This window comes from Burkholderia sp. LMG 13014, assembly GCF_905232215.1.
In the GTDB taxonomy this organism is placed as follows: Bacteria; Pseudomonadota; Gammaproteobacteria; order Burkholderiales; family Burkholderiaceae; genus Burkholderia.
Map to the genome: position 1 here is coordinate 1 of NZ_CAJNKE010000086.1, position 16,373 is coordinate 16,373.

15 protein-coding genes are annotated in these 16,373 nt (G+C 66.3%); 10 read left to right on the plus strand and 5 right to left on the minus strand.

Annotation, left to right across the window (positions count from 1 at the left end; genetic code table 11):
* Positions 1-398: 398 nt before the first annotated feature.
* Positions 399-2,084, plus strand: coding sequence for a metallophosphoesterase family protein (locus JYJ84_RS12550; RefSeq protein ID WP_175219670.1), 1,686 nt, complete (start codon positions 399-401; stop codon positions 2,082-2,084).
* Positions 2,085-2,150: 66 nt separating this feature from the next.
* Here the strand turns inward: JYJ84_RS12550 and JYJ84_RS12555 are convergent, their stop codons facing one another.
* Both JYJ84_RS12555 and JYJ84_RS12560 read right to left on the minus strand, forming a co-directional pair.
* A complete protein-coding gene (locus JYJ84_RS12555; RefSeq protein ID WP_122947197.1) occupies positions 2,151-2,762 on the minus strand; it encodes a hypothetical protein in 612 nt (203 codons plus the stop codon).
* Positions 2,763-2,798: 36 nt separating this feature from the next.
* Positions 2,799-3,155 (minus strand): energy transducer TonB, encoded by a 357-nt coding sequence (locus JYJ84_RS12560; protein ID WP_175219672.1) that lies wholly within the window; start codon positions 3,153-3,155, stop codon positions 2,799-2,801.
* Between the two features lie 147 nt (positions 3,156-3,302).
* Between JYJ84_RS12560 and JYJ84_RS12565 the strand changes: the two genes are divergently transcribed.
* The 7 genes from JYJ84_RS12565 (at position 3,303) to yddG (ending at position 10,994) form a co-directional block, all read left to right on the plus strand.
* Entirely contained in the window at positions 3,303-3,590 is a 288-nt protein-coding gene (locus JYJ84_RS12565; protein ID WP_175219674.1) for a hypothetical protein, read from the plus strand.
* Between the two features lie 232 nt (positions 3,591-3,822).
* Positions 3,823-4,554, plus strand: a complete 732-nt coding sequence (locus tag JYJ84_RS12570; RefSeq protein WP_175219676.1) for a GntR family transcriptional regulator — start codon at positions 3,823-3,825, stop codon at positions 4,552-4,554.
* 85 nt (positions 4,555-4,639) lie between these two features.
* The gene (locus tag JYJ84_RS12575; protein WP_175219678.1) at positions 4,640-5,959 is read left to right on the plus strand and encodes an FAD-binding oxidoreductase; all 1,320 of its coding nucleotides are present in this window, start codon (positions 4,640-4,642) and stop codon (positions 5,957-5,959) included.
* A gap of 134 nt (positions 5,960-6,093) precedes the next feature.
* On the plus strand, positions 6,094-7,425 hold the full coding sequence (locus JYJ84_RS12580) for an MFS transporter (RefSeq protein ID WP_175219680.1): 1,332 nt from the start codon (positions 6,094-6,096) through the stop codon (positions 7,423-7,425).
* 76 nt (positions 7,426-7,501) lie between these two features.
* Positions 7,502-8,410 carry a dihydrodipicolinate synthase family protein gene (locus JYJ84_RS12585; protein ID WP_175219682.1) on the plus strand — a complete coding sequence of 303 codons (909 nt, stop codon included), beginning with the start codon at positions 7,502-7,504 and terminating at the stop codon, positions 8,408-8,410.
* A complete protein-coding gene (locus JYJ84_RS12590) occupies positions 8,410-9,912 on the plus strand; it encodes an aldehyde dehydrogenase (protein WP_175219684.1) in 1,503 nt (500 codons plus the stop codon). Before JYJ84_RS12585 ends, JYJ84_RS12590 begins: the two co-directional genes overlap by 1 nt.
* Positions 9,913-10,049: 137 nt before the next feature.
* On the plus strand, positions 10,050-10,994 hold the full coding sequence (gene yddG, locus JYJ84_RS12595) for an aromatic amino acid DMT transporter YddG (RefSeq protein WP_175219687.1): 945 nt from the start codon (positions 10,050-10,052) through the stop codon (positions 10,992-10,994).
* Between the two features lie 72 nt (positions 10,995-11,066).
* Here yddG and JYJ84_RS12600 read toward each other — a convergent pair whose 3' ends face one another.
* A complete protein-coding gene (locus tag JYJ84_RS12600) occupies positions 11,067-11,696 on the minus strand; it encodes a LysE family translocator (protein WP_175219689.1) in 630 nt (209 codons plus the stop codon).
* Between the two features lie 123 nt (positions 11,697-11,819).
* A complete protein-coding gene (locus tag JYJ84_RS12605; protein ID WP_175219691.1) occupies positions 11,820-12,716 on the minus strand; it encodes a LysR family transcriptional regulator in 897 nt (298 codons plus the stop codon).
* A gap of 320 nt (positions 12,717-13,036) precedes the next feature.
* Between JYJ84_RS12605 and JYJ84_RS12610 the strand changes: the two genes are divergently transcribed.
* Positions 13,037-13,885 carry a sulfite exporter TauE/SafE family protein gene (locus JYJ84_RS12610; RefSeq protein ID WP_175219693.1) on the plus strand — a complete coding sequence of 283 codons (849 nt, stop codon included), beginning with the start codon at positions 13,037-13,039 and terminating at the stop codon, positions 13,883-13,885.
* A 368-nt stretch (positions 13,886-14,253) separates the two neighbouring features.
* Here JYJ84_RS12610 and JYJ84_RS12615 read toward each other — a convergent pair whose 3' ends face one another.
* Positions 14,254-15,210, minus strand: a complete 957-nt coding sequence (locus JYJ84_RS12615; RefSeq protein ID WP_175219923.1) for a LysR substrate-binding domain-containing protein — start codon at positions 15,208-15,210, stop codon at positions 14,254-14,256.
* 70 nt (positions 15,211-15,280) lie between these two features.
* Between JYJ84_RS12615 and JYJ84_RS12620 the strand changes: the two genes are divergently transcribed.
* On the plus strand, positions 15,281-16,373 hold a 1,093-nt coding region (locus tag JYJ84_RS12620; RefSeq protein WP_374102101.1), incomplete at its 3' end, for a D-serine ammonia-lyase.

Genomic DNA, 16,373 nt, shown 5'->3' on the forward strand with positions numbered 1-16,373 from the left:
CTGCGCGAAGGCGGCGGACGCAGCCAGCGCGGCCACACATGCCGCGGCAAACCGCAACGGGATGGAAAGCTTCATGAAAGACTCCGAAGTAACGGGTATCGACCGGAAGCGGCCGTTCATGCGTTAAACGGCGTGGCCGAACAGAATCCGTCGCGATGTCGGCAAATAAATTTCGGTCGAACCCGACGCGCGTCGGCGCGGGCCCGATGGCGCGGTGCGCACGCCTGGGCATGTGCCGACGCTTGCGTGGGGTTGCCGTGCTGTCACAACCCGGCAAAACTGCCCTTCGACAATGTTCGGCACCGGGATCCCGCTCGTTTCCGGCCCACGCCCCGGCCACGCTTGCGCACGGCCTGGCGGTTCCACATCTCGCGTCTCCACCAACGAAAACACCGACCATGTCGAACCAGGACAACACCCCGATCCAGCCGAACGAGCCGGCCGCGTCTGTCTCGCGTCGCGGCTTCCTGAAACTCGCCGGCGTGTCCGGCCTCGCCACCGCCGCCGGCGGTCTCGCGGCAGCCAGGGCCGCCGCGTCGAACCCGGACGGCACGCCCGAACAGGTCCACCTGACGTGGGGCAACGACCCGACGTCGGAAGTCGTGATCTCGTGGGCATCGCTCGCGTCGGCCGTCAATCCGCGCGCGCGCATCGTCGCCGACGGCGAACCGCCGCGCACCGTGCACGGTGTCCAGCGCCTGTACACCGACGGCCTGAACGGCGAGACCGTGTTCGCGTATCACGCGCGCGTGCACGGGTTGAAGCCGAATACGCGCTACCGCTACGAGATCACGGCCGACAACGACAGCAATGCCGCGCAGCCGTTCTCCGCGAATTTCTCGACCGCGCCGCGCGGCCGCGCACCGTTCCGCTTCACGAGCTATGGCGATCTCGCGACGCCGAACGGCGCATGGGTGCTGTCGTCGCCGCAGAGCCGCTTCGCGGTGCAGGCCGTCGAGCAGTTCCAGCCGCTGTTCCACCTGCTGAACGGCGACCTCTGCTACGCGAACCTGAACCCCGCGCACCAGCCCGAGGTGTGGCGCGATTTCGGCAACAACAACCAGACGTCGGCCGCCAATCGTCCGTGGATGCCGTGCCCCGGCAATCACGAGATCGAGTTCAACAACGGCCCGCAGGGGCTCGACTCGTATCTCGCGCGCTATACGCTGCCGGAGAACGGCACGCGCTTCCAGGGCCGCTGGTACAGCTTCCGCGTGAGCTCGGTGCTGTTCGTGTCGCTAGACGCCGACGACGTCGTGTACCAGGACGCCGCCGCATTCGTCGGCGGCCCCGCGCCGCTCGTGCCGGCCGCGAGCACGGGTCGCCCGCCGATCGAGCCCGGCACGTCGTTCTACGTGCGCGGCTACAGCAACGGCGAGCAGACGCGCTGGCTCGAACACACGCTGCGCCATGCCGCGCATGACGACGACATCGACTGGATCGTCGTGCAGATGCACCAGGACGCGCTCAGCTCGTCGAAGACGGGCAACGGGTCCGACAAGGGCATCCGCGAAGCCTGGCTGCCGCTGTTCGACCGCTACGGCGTCGACCTCGTGCTGTGCGGCCACGATCACGACTACGAGCGCAGCTACCCGGTGCGCGGCTGCAATCACCGCGCGGGCGTCGATGCGACGACCGGCGAAGTCGTCGAGACGCTGCAGCCGCGTCCGGTCGGCTCGAACGACCCGGACCGCACGAAGTTCGACACGAGCCACGGCACGATCCACCTGATCCTCGGCGGCGGCGGCACCAGCGCGCCGCTCGACGTGTATGGCGAGAACCCGGCGACCGGCTTTGCGCGGGCGAAGGTGTTCACGAAGCCGAACCGGCCGGTGCCGGGCACGGCGCCGAATACGTTCGTGCGCGAGCCGGCCGATGCCCTCGAGGATGCGATCTGGTCCGCGCGCCGCGATACGGGCACGGGCTACGGGATTGCGGTGTTCGACCACGACCCGGGCAAGCCGGGCGGTCACACGACGATCACGATGCGCTACTACCACGCGCCGGGCGCCGACCAGCACCCGACCGCCGACTACGAGCTGTTCGAGACGATCGAACTGAGCAAGAAGCGCAACGAACGCTGATCGGGCGGGCGCCCGTTGCGACGGGCGCCCGATGCTTCCCGCGCCCGGCCCGTTGCATGCGCAACGTTACGGCGCGATCAGGATGCCGCGGTTCGCGAAATAGCGGTCGAACGTCGCGCGCGGCATCGCCACACTCTGCTGCGTGTGCACGTCGAACCCGGACGGGTTGTGGAACAGCCAGTCGCCGGTGTCGCGGTTCGCGCCGAACACGAGCACCATATGCCCGCCGCGCGACGGCGGCTCGAACCCGTCGTGCCGGATGCCGGGATGAACCGACGCCATCAGCATGTGGCCGTCATGCAGCTTCGGTTCGAGTGCGGCCGAATCGATCCCTTCCACGACGTCGCCGTCGATCCCGTACCGCTCGCGCACCCAGTGCACGAAAGGCCGGTAATGCAGGCGCTTGCCGGTGTCGCCGAGTTCGGGCCGGTAGACGCCGAACCCGACGGCTTCGCGTACCAGTTCGAGCAACGGCACGATCGTGTTCGAACGGTGCGCGAGCAGCATCTTCAGGCACGCGATGCCGCAGATGCTCGGACTCCACTGCGCATATTCTTCCGGCGTGCTCGCGCCGGAGCGATGCCACAACGGGTCGTCCTCCGAGCGCAGTTCGCGGGATACGAACCGCGACACCAGGTGCGACGACTCCCATTGCGAGAAATACGGCACTTCTTTCATGGCTTCCCTCTCTGAAGGCGCGATATGGGTGGCTGGCTACATCAGCGAGAACGTGATCTTCTCCTTCATGCGAATCGGGCGCGCGCCCTCGTCGGCGGTACAGTGAATACGCACGAACGCCGCAGTCACCACGGCGTCGAGTTCCGCATGCCCGCTGCTCTCCAGCAGCGTCACGTCCGACACAGTGCCGTCCGGCAGCACGACGCCGCCGACCGTCACCTCCCCGCTCTGCCGGGCCTGGCGAGCACTCGCCGGGTACGGCACGTCGCGGGAATCGATCCGGGTGCAGCGCGCAACTTCGGATGCATAGAGGTAGGACGCGTCGGCACTCGCGACGCCAGAAAGCGCGGCGAAGGCGGCGGCTGAAATGACGAGCCTTGAGCGATTCAACATGGATCTTCTGGTTGGTCTTATGGGATTCGATGCATGCGACGACGGCTGCGTGACTATACCGCGACGACGCGCAGGCACCTCTCGCACGCCCGTTGCGCGGCATTGTGCGACGACGCGCGTTAGACTGCCCGCCTCGCCCACCGGTCCATGAAGATGAGTTTCGAATACCGCATCCACACGATCCCGTCGGCCGACGCATTCGATGCAATCGCGAACGCGTTGCGGCAGGCGCATGGCGACATCGACATCGATCCCGACCGACGACAGCTTGAAGTCCGTGGCGACGCCGACGGCTGGCCGCTGGTCAACCTGTGGACCGACGACGACGGCTTCTTCCTGGCCACGACACTTGGGCGGTCGCGATACGCGATGCTCGACTCGATCGGCCGCGCGTTGACGGCAATCGGCGCGGCTTGGCACATCGACGACGCATGACCGGCTGCCGTTTCGCCAGCTCGCCCGAATCGGCCGCACACGCCGGGCCGCCCCCCGCCGACGCCCGCCATTCGGCCCTCCTGGCTTCGTCCCTTTAAGCTACGCATGTCCGGGCACGCCAACCCGCGCCCGCACCCGCCTCGCCCGCGCGACGAGTTAAGGTGTAAACCCTTATTTTTGCTTGGTCTATTCTCAACCTAAACTGTGTCTACAGTTTGTAGACAATGAAATCATGTCCAGACAGAAGCTTCAGACCGCCGCACCGGATGCCGAATCCGGCGGTTCGGCGGATCGCAAGAACGTAATGGCGGAGACACTGCGGCGACGCATCGTGAGCATGGAGCTCGCGCCCGGCGCCGTCGTCGACGAGCTCGCGCTCAGCGAGGAGTTCGGGCTCTCGCGCCCGCCGGTGCGCGAACTGATGCGCCAGATGGCGGCGGAAGGCTATCTCGAACTCGAGCCGAACCGGCCGGCCCGCGTGTCGCCGATGGGTTATCAGTCGCTGCGCAGCTTTTTCCTAGCCGCCCCGCTGATCTACGTCGCGACGACCCAGCTGGCGGCAAGCCACGCGACGGCGGAAGAAGTGGAACGGCTGAAGGCGATCCAGGCGCAGTTTCGCACCGCGATCGAGGAGAACGACCTGCAGGCGCGCGTGCTGCAGAACGACGCGTTCCACTTCGAGATCGGCCGGATCGCGCGCAACGCCTACCTGATGCCGAGCCTGCGCCGCGTGCTGATCGATCACGCCCGCCTCGGCAAGATTTTCTATCGCTCGCCGGCGACGAGCGACATGCAGCAGGATCTGGAAACCGCAGTAAAGCAGCACGACGAGATCATCGAAGCGATTGCGCAGCGCGACGCGCAGCGCGCCGGCGAGCTGGTCCGCAGCCACATGGAGCTGTCGCGCCGCCGCATGGCCGAGTACGTGATCCCGGAAGGCCTCGACGTACCCATCCAGTTTTAACGGCCGCACCAGACGGCGCACGCTTTCACGTGCGCCGCCTTCCCACGCCATCGATCAGGACTCTTTACCGATATTGGATTTAGGCATGCTTAAGGTCACATCGCTTCCAGCCGACGACAAGATGTGCGGCTGGTACCACACCAGCCGGCAGCGTCAGCCCCGGCCATCGCACCGCGGGGAATCCAGCGCGCGCTGGGCCGTCGTCGGCGCGGGTTTCACCGGCCTGGCCGCCGCGCGGCAGCTCGCACTGAATTTTCCGGATGACGAGATCGTCCTGGTCGACGCACAGGAAGTCGGCTTCGGCACCTCCGGGCGCAACGCCGGCTTCGCGATCGACCTGCCGCACGACATCGGTGCGGACGACTACATCGGCGACATCCCCACCGCCCGGACGACGCTGAAGCTGAACGTGCTCGGCCAGACGATCCTGCGCCGCCTCGTCGCCGAACACGGTATCGACTGCGCGCTGAGCGCGTCCGGGAAATACCAGGCAGCGGTGGAAGCGCGCGGCATCGCCGTGCTCGACGCATACCGCCGCGGTCTCGACAAGCTCGGCCAGCCGTACGAGATGATCGAGGGCAAGGATCTGCCTGCACATATCGGCACGTCGTTCTACCGGAAAGCACTGTTCACGCCGGGCACCGTGCTGATCCAGCCGTCGGCGCTCGTGAAGGGGCTGGCCGACTGCCTGCCGCCGAACGTGACGCTGTACGAGCACACGCCGATCACCGACGTCGAGTACGGCGACAGGATCGTGCTCGCGCACCGCCACGGCCGGATCACGGTCGACAAGCTGGTGCTCGCGAACAACGCGTTCGGCATGCGCTTCGGCTTCCTGCAGCACACGATGCTGCCGGTCTTCCTGTATGCGAGCCTGACACGGCCGCTGACCGGTGCCGAACAGGCGCAACTGGGCGGCAAGCCGTTCTGGGGCGTGATCCCGGCAGACCCGTTCGGCAGCACGCTGCGCCGCACGCACGACAACCGCATCCTGGTGCGCAACAGTTTCAGCTTCAACCCCGACGGCCGCCCGCGCGAAAAGTACCTGCCGCGTTTCGCCGACCGGCACCGGCTGTCATTCGAGCGCCGCTTCCCGATGCTGCCGGGCGTCGAGTTCGAGTACACATGGAGCGGTTCGCTGGCGCTGTCGCAGAACCACAAGGGATTCTTCGGGCAGCTTGCGCCGAACGTCTACGGCGCGCTGTGCTGCAACGGCCTCGGCATCACGCGCGGCACCGTGACGGGCACACTGCTCGCCGACTGGCTGGCCGGCAAGCGCAGCGAACTGGTCGATTTCCTGCTGCAAACATCAGGACCGAACCGCACCCCGCCGGAGCCGTTCCTGTCGATCGGCGTCAATTCGACGCTCTGGTGGGGGCAACGCAAGGCGGGGCTCGAAAGCTGACCGGGCCGCGACGAGCGTAACCCCGCCACGAAGCACCCTAACAACGACATCGATTCACGCATCACGCTTAGTAGACCATATCAATAGATCGCGCAACGGTGTTCCGTGCGCCATTTCATGGAAGGAGACAGGCAATGTCAACGAATCACATGTCCATCGAGGATGTTCCGCTCAATGGATTCCACCAGTTGCTCACGGTCCGCTCGGGCGGCGGCTGGCTCATGGACGGCTACGTGCTGAGCATCATCGGCGTCGCGATGGTGCAGTTTTCCGACGCGCTCGGCCTGACCGGCTTCTGGCAAGGCATGGTCGCCGCGTCCGCGCTGATCGGCATCTTCTTCGGCGGCTTCATCGGCGGCTGGCTGAGCGACCGTCTCGGGCGGCAGAAGCCCTACTTCTTCGGCCCGGTGATCTTCTTCGTCTGCTCGCTCGCGCAGCTCTGGGTCCAGTCGGGCGAAGCGCTGTTCGTGCTGCGCTTCCTGATCGGCATCGGCGTGGGCATCGAATACCCGGTCGCCGGCTCGCTGCTCGTCGAGTTCATGCCGCGCAAGTATCGCGGGCCGCGCCTCGCGATGCTGACGATCATCTGGTTCTTCGGCGCCGCGCTCGCGTACATCGTCGGCAACATCATCCTCGGCAGCGGTGGCCCCGATGCGTGGCGCTGGGTGCTGGCCAGCCCGGCCGTGATCGGTCTTGCGCTGTTCGTCGTGCGCATCGGCACGCCCGAATCGCCGCGCTGGCTGCTCAGCAAGGGCCGTGTGGCGGAAGCGGACAACGTGATCCGGAAAGTCTACGGCCCGTCGTTCTCGGTGAAGAACCTGCCGGAAGAACAAACCGGAAAGAAGATCTCGCTGTGGGCGCTGCTGCATTCGGGCTACGGCAAACGGATGCTGTTCGTGTCGGTGTTCTGGAGCTGCTCCGTGATTCCCGTGTTCGCCGTCTACTCGTTCGCGCCGCGCGTGCTCGAAGCGCTGCACCTGACCGGCAAGTGGGAATCGCTCGGCTCCGTCGCGATCACGTTGCTGTTCGTGGTCGGCTGCATCATCGCGACGTGGATCATCAACGAACTCGGCCGCCGCGCGATGGTGATCCACAGCTTCCTGTGGTCGGGCCTGGCACTGCTGGCCCTCGGCGCCTGCTCCGGTGGCTCGGCGGTGCTGATCCTCGTGCTGTTCGGTGCGTATGCGGTGCTGATCGGCGGTGCGCAGGTGCTGCAGCTCGTCTACCCGAATGAAATCTTCCCGACCGACATCCGTGCGTTCGCGGTCGGCATGGGCGCATCGCTGTCACGTATCGGCGCGGCTGTCGGCACCTGGCTCGTGCCGATCGCGCTGCAGACCGTCGGCATCGGCAACACCATGTACGCGGCGGCGGCCGTCTCGTTCGTCGGGCTGATCGCATCGCTCGCGCTGGCGCCCGAGACGCGCTCGCTCAGCCTGCAGGAAGCCGCATCACTCAACCACTGATACCCGTTACCGGTGCGCCGTCACGACGGCGCACCTTTCGTCAACCCGAAAGTTTCCATTTCCGCGGAAGAACATCATGAATTTCGAAGGCATCTACACCCCGGCCATCACGCCCCTGAACGCCGCCGGCCAGATCGACAAGACCGCATTCGCCGAAGTGATCGAATCGCTGATCGCGGCGGGCGTGCACGGCATCATCATCGGCGGCTCGACCGGCGAATACTATGCGCACACCGCGCAGGAACGCTTCGACCTCGGCGCCTGGGCGCGTGAAGTGATCGGCTCGCGCGTGCCGCTCGTGATCGGCACCGGCGCGGTGCGCACCGAGGATTCCGTCGAATACGCGAAGGCGGCCAAGGCCGTGCGCGCCGACGCGATCCTGGTCGGCTCGCCGCCCTACGCGCTGCCCACGCAGCAGGAGAACGCGGCGCACGCGCTGGAGATCGATCGCGCGGCCGGCCTGCCGATCATGCTGTACAACTACCCGGGCCGGATGAGCGTATCGATGGACCGCGAATTCTTCCGCACCGTCTGCGACGCGTCGAAGAACATCGTCGCGATCAAGGAAAGCTCGGGCCAGACGGGCCAGTTGCACATGCTGGTACGCGAGTTCCCGAACATCAGCGTGTCGTGCGGCTGGGACGACCAGGCGCTCGAGTTCTTCGCGTGGGGCGCGCGCAGCTGGGTATGCGCGGGCTCGAACTTCCTGCCGACCGAGCATATCGCGCTGTATCAGGCGTGCGCGATCGAGAAGGACTTCGACAAGGGCCGCCGGATCATGTCCGCGATGATGCCGCTGATGGATTTCCTCGAAGGCGGCAAGTTCGTCCAGTCGATCAAGTACGGTTGCGAACTTGCGGGGCTGCGCGCGGGCGGCGTGCGCGCACCGCTGCGCGGGCTCGACGAACAGGAAAAGCAGGCGCTGACCGCGATCGTAGCCGGCATCAAGCGTGAAGTCGCCGCCGTCACCGGAGGCAAAGCCTGATGACCGACCTGCTCAGCGCGTCCGAATACGCCGCGCTTGCCGCGCAATTGCAGTTTCCGGCCGGGCCGTTCATCGACGGCGCCTTCCGCAAGGCCAGCTCCGGCGACACGTTCGCGACCGTCAATCCGGCCACCGACGCCGTCCTGGCACAGATTGGCGCATGCAATGCGGCCGACGTCGACCTCGCGGTCGCCAATGCAAGGCAGGCGTTCGAGGAAGGTCGCTGGCGCAAGCTTGCGCCGTCGCACCGCAAGGCCGTCCTGCTGAAGTTTGCCGATCTGCTCGAACAGCACGCGCACGAACTCGCGACGATGGAAAGCCTCGACAGCGGCAAGCCGATCCGCGAATGCCACAACACCGACGTGCCGGAGACGATTCATACGATCCGCTGGCACGCCGAGCTGATCGACAAGATCTACGACTACACCGCGCCCGTCGGTGGCAACGCGCTGGCGCTGGTCGTGCGCGAGCCGATCGGCGTCGTCGGGCTCGTGCTGCCGTGGAATTTCCCGCTGCTGATGCTCGCGTGGAAGATCGGCCCGTCGCTCGCGGCCGGCTGCTCGATCGTGGTCAAGCCGGCCAAGGAAACCACGCTCACGGCATTGCGCGTCGCGGAACTCGCGCACGAAGCCGGCGTGCCGGCCGGCGTCTTCAACGTGCTGCCGGGCGGCGGCAAGGAAGTCGGCGAGCCGCTGGGCCGTCACGCGGACGTCGACATGGTGAGCTTCACCGGGTCGACGGATACCGGGCGGAAGTTCCTCAAGTACGCGGCCGAATCCAACCTGAAGCGCATCGTGCTAGAGTGCGGCGGCAAGAATCCGGCGGTCGTGCTGCCCGATGCGCCCGATCTCGACGCGGTCGCGCAGCACGTCGTCAACGGTGCGTTCTGGAACATGGGCGAGAACTGCTCGGCGTCGTCGCGGCTGATCGTCCATGCCGACATCAAGGACGACCTGCTGCTGCGTATCGGCACGCAGATGCGCGAATGGAAGATGGGCAACCCGCTCGACCCGGCGCACCGGATCGGCGCGATGGTCAGCAAGGCCCACTTCGAGAAAGTGCGTTCGTATCTCGAGCAGGCCGGTGCGGAACGTCTGCACGTCGCGTTCGGCGGTCACACCGACGGCGGCATTTTCGTCGAGCCGACCGTCGTGGACGGCGTGAGCCGGCACAGTCGGCTGTTCCGCGAGGAGATCTTCGGCCCGCTCCTGTCGGTGACGACGTTCACCGACATCGGCGAAGCGATCGCGCTGGCCAACGACTCGGTGTACGGGCTCGCCGCTTCGGTCTACACCGGCAGCCTGAACCATGCGATCCGGCTGTCGCGCGAGATCCGTGCGGGCGTCGTGACCGTCAACTGCTTCGGCGAAGGCGACGTGACGACGCCGTTCGGCGGTTACAAGGAGTCCGGGTTCGGTGGCCGTGACAAGTCGGTCTGGGCGCATGACCAGTACACCGAGATCAAGACCATCTGGATCGACGTACCCGTGGACCCCGCGTAAGCGGGCTGCGTGGCATTGCCGGTTGCCGCCGCGCTGCGTGACGGCCGCAACCGGATCATTCCGTCTGCCATTGCAGCACGGGCAGGCGGAACCGAATCACCTGAAATCGAATTTGAATGTTGAAACAGGCAGGAAGCATGAAGCGCAAGAATAAGGCAACGCTCGCCGGGCTCGGCGCGGTGTTGTTGTGGGCCTCCGTCGTCGCCCTCGTTCGCGGAGTGAGCGAAAGTCTCGGCGCGACCGGCGGCGCCGCGATGATCTACACGGTGGCATCCGTGCTTCTGCTGTTTACGATCGGCTTCCCCGATCTGAGCCGATTCCCGAAAAAATACCTGCTCTGGGGCGGGCTGCTGTTCGTCGCCTACGAGCTGTGCCTGTCGCTGTCGATCGGCTATGCAAGCAACGGCCAGCAGGCGATCGAAGTGGCGATGGTCAACTATCTGTGGCCGAGCTTCACGCTGGTCGCGGCGATCGTGTTCAACAAGCAGCGCGCCAACCTGCTGGTCGTGCCGGGCGTCCTGCTGTCGATGCTCGGCATCTGCCGGGTGCTCGGCGGCGACCAGGGCCTCGATCCGGCCGGCATGCTGCACAACGTCGCCGACAATCCGCTGAGCTACGGCCTCGCGTTCTTCGGCGCGCTGATCTGGGCCGGCTATTGCACGGTGACGGCGCGCCTCGCCGACGGCAAGAACGGCGTCACGCCGTTCTTCATGCTGGTGGCCCTCGCGCTCTGGATCAAGTTCGCGGTCGAAGGCGGCGGCGGCATGACGTTCAGCCTGCATGCGGTCATCTACATCGTGCTGGCCGCATCCGCGCTGGGGTTCGGCTACGCGGCCTGGAACACCGGCATCATGCACGGCAACGTGACGGTCATCGTCGGCGCGTCGTACTTCACCCCGGTACTCGCCGCCATGCTCGCCGCGACGCTGCTGCATGCGCCGCTGTCGATCGAATTCTGGCAAGGCGCATCGATGGTATGCGGCGGGTCGATCCTGTGCTGGCTCGCGACGCGCGGGCGGCGCCGTGAAAAAGCCGCCCCCGTCCGGGTCGGCAACGAAGCGCAGGGCAATTGCCAGGGCTGACGATGCCGGGCGCTGTCGTCGCGCAGCAGATCGAACGCCCCCGGCGGTCCTGCAAACCGCCAGTCACTCGCGCTAGCGCGACTCCAGCGCGATACGCACGGCCAGCCCGGCCAGCACCGTGCCCATCAACCAGCGCTGGACCGACGCCCAGACCGGCCGCCCCGCCAGAAAGCCCGCGATGGCGCCGGCCATGCACGCAAGCAGCGCATTCACGCTGACGCTCACCGCGATCTGCACGCAACCGAGCGCCAGCGATTGCGCGAGTACGCTGCCGTGCCCCGGCGAAATGAATTGCGGCAGAAGCGACAGGTACATCACCGCGATCTTCGGATTCGCGAGGTTCGTGACGAAGCCCATCGTGAACAGCCTGGCACGGCTGTCGTGCGGCAACTGCCTGACCTGGAACGCCGAGCGGCCGCCCGGCTTCAGCGCCTGCCACGCCAGGTATGCCAGATAAAGCGCGCCGGCAAAGCGCAACGCGTCGTACGCATACGGCACGGCCATCACCAGCGCAGTGATGCCCAGCGCCGCGCACACCATATAGAAAACGAACCCCAGCGCGACGCCGCCGAGCGACACCAGTCCGGCACGGCGGCCCTGGCAGATCGAGCGCGAAACCAGGTAGATCATGTTCGGCCCGGGCGTCAGCACCATGCCGAGCGACACGAGTCCGAAAGCAAGCAAGGTGGGCAAGGCCGGCACGGCAATCTCCTTCGGGGCGAAGCGGTCAGAGGCAAGTTCGAACAATGTATTGCATCTCGGCCGCCATCGTCATGAATAAACTGCAAGCCGCTCATGAGCGCTGTTCACCGCACCGGTCGCACGCTACCTGCCCTTTTTCGCGCGCGTGTGGAGCGCCTTCCCTGCCTTCGCGCGTTGCGCGTCGACGAGCCGCACGAACTCATCCGCAACCGCATTGCCGGCCGTGTTCCACGACAACCGCACCGAGCGATGCAGCTTCGGCGACAGCGCCAGCACGCGGCCGCCGAATGGCGTGTACGTGAGCGTGATGCGCGGGACGATCGACACGCCCATGCCGGCTTCCGCCATCGACAGGATGGTGCGCATCTCGACCACGTTGAACGCGGCCCGCAGCGGTGTTTCGCTGCGCGCGAAGTAATCCGCGATCACCGGCCCGCATCCTGCCTTCGAGAAAATGAACGGGGCCGTGGACAACTGTTTTGCCGACACGCTCTTGCGGTTGGCGAACATGCCGTCCGCCGCCACCGCGACAAAGTCTTCGTCGAGCAGCGGCAGATTGTGCGCAAAGGTCTTCGTGCCGGCCACCACGCCGACATCGGCCGTCCCGTCCTCGATCCACCCTTCGACCTCGCTGTCCGTGCCTTCGAGCAGCACCGCCGACACGCCCTGGTGCATCTCCTTCAACGCCTCGAGCGCAGGCACGACGAATGCCAGCGACACGCTCGGCAGCGACGCGACCACCAGCTTCCCTTCCAGCTTGCCGCGCGACAGGCTGAACTGCTGGCGCAGCAGCTGCGCTTCGCGCACCACGGTCTGGATGGACGGCCACAGGCGTTCGCCCGCCGCCGTCAGGACGACCGGCTGCCGGTCGCGCCACAGCAGCTTGACCTCCGTGATGTCTTCCAGCTCGGTCAGCGCATGACTGATCGCGGATTGACTGCGGCTCAACCGGTCGGCCGCAGCCGTGAGCGAGCCGAGTTCGACCACGGCCGCCAGGGCCTGCAACTGGGCAAGCGTCATCGGGTCTCCTTGTTCCGGGGTATGTCCATCGTGCATGATGTGGCAAGCTGTCGTGAATTATATTCAACCACGGACGTGATCGGGCCGGCGATACCGGTGGCACGCCGCGGCCAGCGTCGAATGTCCGACGCGCCGCTCAGGTAAGATGCATCCTCGAACCGCGTGTCGATTGCCTGCGGCCCCGGCCGCACAACGGCGCGGCGCCGTGCGATCGACGTCCGGTTCGAGCCCAACCAGAACAAACGCGTGCAACCTGCGCGCGACCGCAACAGGCTCCGTCGGCAGCGTTCGCTGCCGGATATGCCGCGACATGCCATTCCATGATGCATTTCAATCTGACTGAAGGTGTGCTGGTCTCCAGCCTGCAGGGGCTCAGCGCGTTCGATCTGGCCGGCATCGCCGTCGCGCTGCTGTTGGGCGGCATGGCCAAGGGGATCACGGGCATCGGCGTGCCGCTGATCGCGATGCCGATACTCAGCCAGTTCCTGCCGATCCGGCATGCGGTGCTGCTGCTGTCGATGCCGATCATCCTCGGCAATATTCCGCAGGCGCTGGAAGGCGGCCAGGTGCTGGCGACGGCACGCAAGATCGCCGCGCCGATCGCGGGCACCGTGATCGGCAATATCGTCGGTGTCGCGATCCTGCTGTCGCTCAATCCGGGTCACGCGCAAGCGGCGTCCGGCGCGCTGCTGATCGTGGCCGCGGCGCTGATGCTCGCCGCGCCGAAACTCAACCTGCCGGACGCGTGGCAAAAGCCCGTCGGCTTCGCGCTCGGCTTCGGCGCCGCGCTGATGGAGAGCATCGCGTCGGTTCCGGGCCCGCTGCTCGCCACCTACCTGATTTCGTCCGGCGCGACCGGGCGCGTCTTCACGAAGCAGATCGCGATCATCCTGGTGGTGTCGATCGTCACGCTGATCACGACGTTCAGCGGCACCGCGCACGCGAGCGGCGCCGACCTCGCGATCTCGGCGGCGGCCAGCCTGCCGGCCATTGCCGGCATGTGGCTCGTTCGCCCGCTGCGGGACAAGATGTCGCCGCGCGTTTTCCGGATGGTCGTGCTGCTGTTCGTGCTCGTCGCGGCGTCGCAGATGATCTGGAAATCGGGTGTGTTCCGGCATGGCGGATCGCACGTTACCCAGATGGACAACGCGCACGCGGGCAAGCACTAAGAGATGGCGCAACGCCGTCGATCGCGCATGCGTTCTGAAAGCTGCGAAGCGTAGTATTCGCGGACCCGGCGTATCGCCCCGCCCGACGGCGCGGACGATACGTCACCGACTTTGCCGCTCGCACGCCGATGTCCACATCGGCGCTGCCGCGCTTTCAGAGGCATGAAATGGAAACCTACGTGTTGCTCGGCTGCGGATTTGGCCTCGGCCTGTTGATCGCCATCTGGGGCATCTGGCAGCTCAAGTAACGCTCGCCAGCCCGTCTAAGCGCAAGCCATCCGTATGGAGACGGACGGGAAATTGTAGTTGGCGGCTGCACGCATCGCCCAACTATTTCGCACTCCGACCCACCTGCCCCGCAGTATCACCTACTCGTGCCGGCTTCCGTTCGACAGCAAGCGTGATCGAGCGGCGCCAAAGCGCGCGCACTCGGCCTTGAGCCAGTCCGAAAAAGCCGCGGTACGCGGATCGTCGGGATTGCGCGACAACAGCATGTAGCGCGCCGGCGCACGCACGTGCGTGCCGAAGACATCCACGAGCCGTCCGCTCGCGATCTCGTCATGCACCAGCGCGGCACGCCCCATCGCAACACCCTGATGGTTCAGCGCGGCCGTGATGGCAAGGCTCGAGAAATTGAACTGCGGGCCGTCGAGATGCGCCGTCCACGCCGGACGGACCGCCTCCAGCCACGTGCGCCACTCCACGAACTCGGGTGCGCCACCCCACGGAGCGGCGTCGTGCAGCAGAACGATGCCGTCCAGCGATTCCCCGCTCGCCAAGGACGGATGCTGCGCCAGATAGGCGGGCGTGGCGACCGGAAACAGGCATTCGTCGAGAATCGCCTCGGCATGCAGCCGCTCGTATTGCACCGGGTCGTAGCGCACGGCCACATCGATGTCGTCGGTCTCCATGGCCTGGCGATCCAGCACCTGAAACTCGGCCTTCACGCGAACCGGCACGTTCGGTTGTTGCCGGTGAAATTCGGACAGGCGCGGCATCAGCCATTGCAGCGCGAGCGACGGCAGGCAACTGACCTGCAGCGGAGCATCCGACATGCCAAGTGCCTGAAGCGTGCGATTGATGTCGACGAACGCGCCCGACATCGTCCCGAGCAGGATCCCGCCCTTCTCGGTCAACGTCAGGCCGCGCGCCTGACGCACGAACAGCGGATAGCCCAGCCGGTCCTCCAGGTTCCGGATCTGCTGGCTCACCGCGCTTTGCGTCAGGTTGAACGCCTGCGCCGTCTTCGTGAAGCTCAGCAAGCGGCCGGCCGTTTCAAAGCAGAGCAGCGCACCAAGGAGCGAACCGTCGAGTCGCATAGGTATCAGTCAGGCTAATGGATTCATTAGAAATCGGCGCTTTTGCGCAGGCTTCCGGAATCGTAGCATTCCAGCCATGTGCCCCGTTTATCCGATGCAGGACCGATCCATGACCATCACGCTCCAACCCGCCGATCTATTAGCCAGACTGCAAGCCCGCCACCCGCTGCTGTGGCTGAATCCCCATGCCGGCAGCCCGCTGCCGCCCGACGCGCCGGCGCTCGACGCGATTGCGATGGCCGAAGCGCGGCTGGCGCGCTGCGAACCGCTGATGGCCGAGCTGTTTCCCGAACTCACGGCAAGCGCGGGAAAAATCGAGTCGCCGCTGATGCCCGCAGACAGCCTGCAACGCAGGTTGTCGCTTCCGGCAGACGCACACGGCGCGTGGTTCATCAAGCGCGACGACGCGTTGCCGGTCGCCGGCTCGATCAAGGCGCGCGGCGGCTTTCATGAAGTGCTCGCGCTCGCGGAGTCGATCGCGATCGAACACGGGCTGCTCGAACCCGCGGGCGACCGCCGGATCCTCGCATCGGCCGCCGCACGCGAACGGTTTGCCGCGCACACCGTCATCGTCGGCAGCACCGGCAATCTCGGCCTGAGCATCGGCGTGATGGCCGCCGCGCTGGGATTCGAGTCGGTCGTTCACATGTCGACCGACGCGAAACCGTGGAAGAAGGCCCGCCTGAGACAACGCGGCGTTCGCGTGATCGAACATGACGGCGACTACGCGCAAGCCGTCGCGGCCGGACGCGCGCAGGCACGCCATCAGCCGCGCAGCCACTTCGTCGACGACGAAGGCTCGCCGATGCTGTTCCTCGGCTACGCGGCGAGCGCCCGACCTCTCGCCGCCCAGCTCGCGGCGGCAGGCCGCCGCGTGGACGCGGCGCACCCGCTCTTCGTCCATATTCCGTGTGGCGTCGGCGGCGCACCGGGCGGCATCGCGTATGGTCTCAAGGCGCTGTTCGGCGAACACGTGCATTGCTTCTTTGCCGAACCTGTCGCTTCGCCGTGCATGCTGGTCCAGCTGGCTGCCGGCCCCGGGAAGCCCGTGTCCGTCTACGACGCAGGGCTCGACAACCGGACCGAGGCCGATGGCCTGGCCGTCGCGCAGGCATCGCACCTCGTCAGTCCGCTGATGGCGTCGCTGCTGGCGGGCGTCTTCACCGTCA

Excerpts from the sequence above, each read along its gene's own strand:
- JYJ84_RS12550 (WP_175219670.1), top strand. The coding sequence starts at position 399 with ATGTCGAACCAGGACAACACCCCGATCCAGCCGAACGAGCCGGCCGCG.
- JYJ84_RS12555 (WP_122947197.1), bottom strand. The coding sequence starts at position 2,762 with ATGAAAGAAGTGCCGTATTTCTCGCAATGGGAGTCGTCGCACCTGGTG.
- JYJ84_RS12560 (WP_175219672.1), bottom strand. The coding sequence starts at position 3,155 with ATGTTGAATCGCTCAAGGCTCGTCATTTCAGCCGCCGCCTTCGCCGCG.
- JYJ84_RS12565 (WP_175219674.1), top strand. The coding sequence starts at position 3,303 with ATGAAGATGAGTTTCGAATACCGCATCCACACGATCCCGTCGGCCGAC.
- JYJ84_RS12570 (WP_175219676.1), top strand. The coding sequence starts at position 3,823 with ATGTCCAGACAGAAGCTTCAGACCGCCGCACCGGATGCCGAATCCGGC.
- JYJ84_RS12575 (WP_175219678.1), top strand. The coding sequence starts at position 4,640 with ATGCTTAAGGTCACATCGCTTCCAGCCGACGACAAGATGTGCGGCTGG.
- JYJ84_RS12580 (WP_175219680.1), top strand. The coding sequence starts at position 6,094 with ATGTCAACGAATCACATGTCCATCGAGGATGTTCCGCTCAATGGATTC.
- JYJ84_RS12585 (WP_175219682.1), top strand. The coding sequence starts at position 7,502 with ATGAATTTCGAAGGCATCTACACCCCGGCCATCACGCCCCTGAACGCC.
- JYJ84_RS12590 (WP_175219684.1), top strand. The coding sequence starts at position 8,410 with ATGACCGACCTGCTCAGCGCGTCCGAATACGCCGCGCTTGCCGCGCAA.
- yddG (WP_175219687.1), top strand. The coding sequence starts at position 10,050 with ATGAAGCGCAAGAATAAGGCAACGCTCGCCGGGCTCGGCGCGGTGTTG.
- JYJ84_RS12605 (WP_175219691.1), bottom strand. The coding sequence starts at position 12,716 with ATGACGCTTGCCCAGTTGCAGGCCCTGGCGGCCGTGGTCGAACTCGGC.
- JYJ84_RS12610 (WP_175219693.1), top strand. The coding sequence starts at position 13,037 with ATGATGCATTTCAATCTGACTGAAGGTGTGCTGGTCTCCAGCCTGCAG.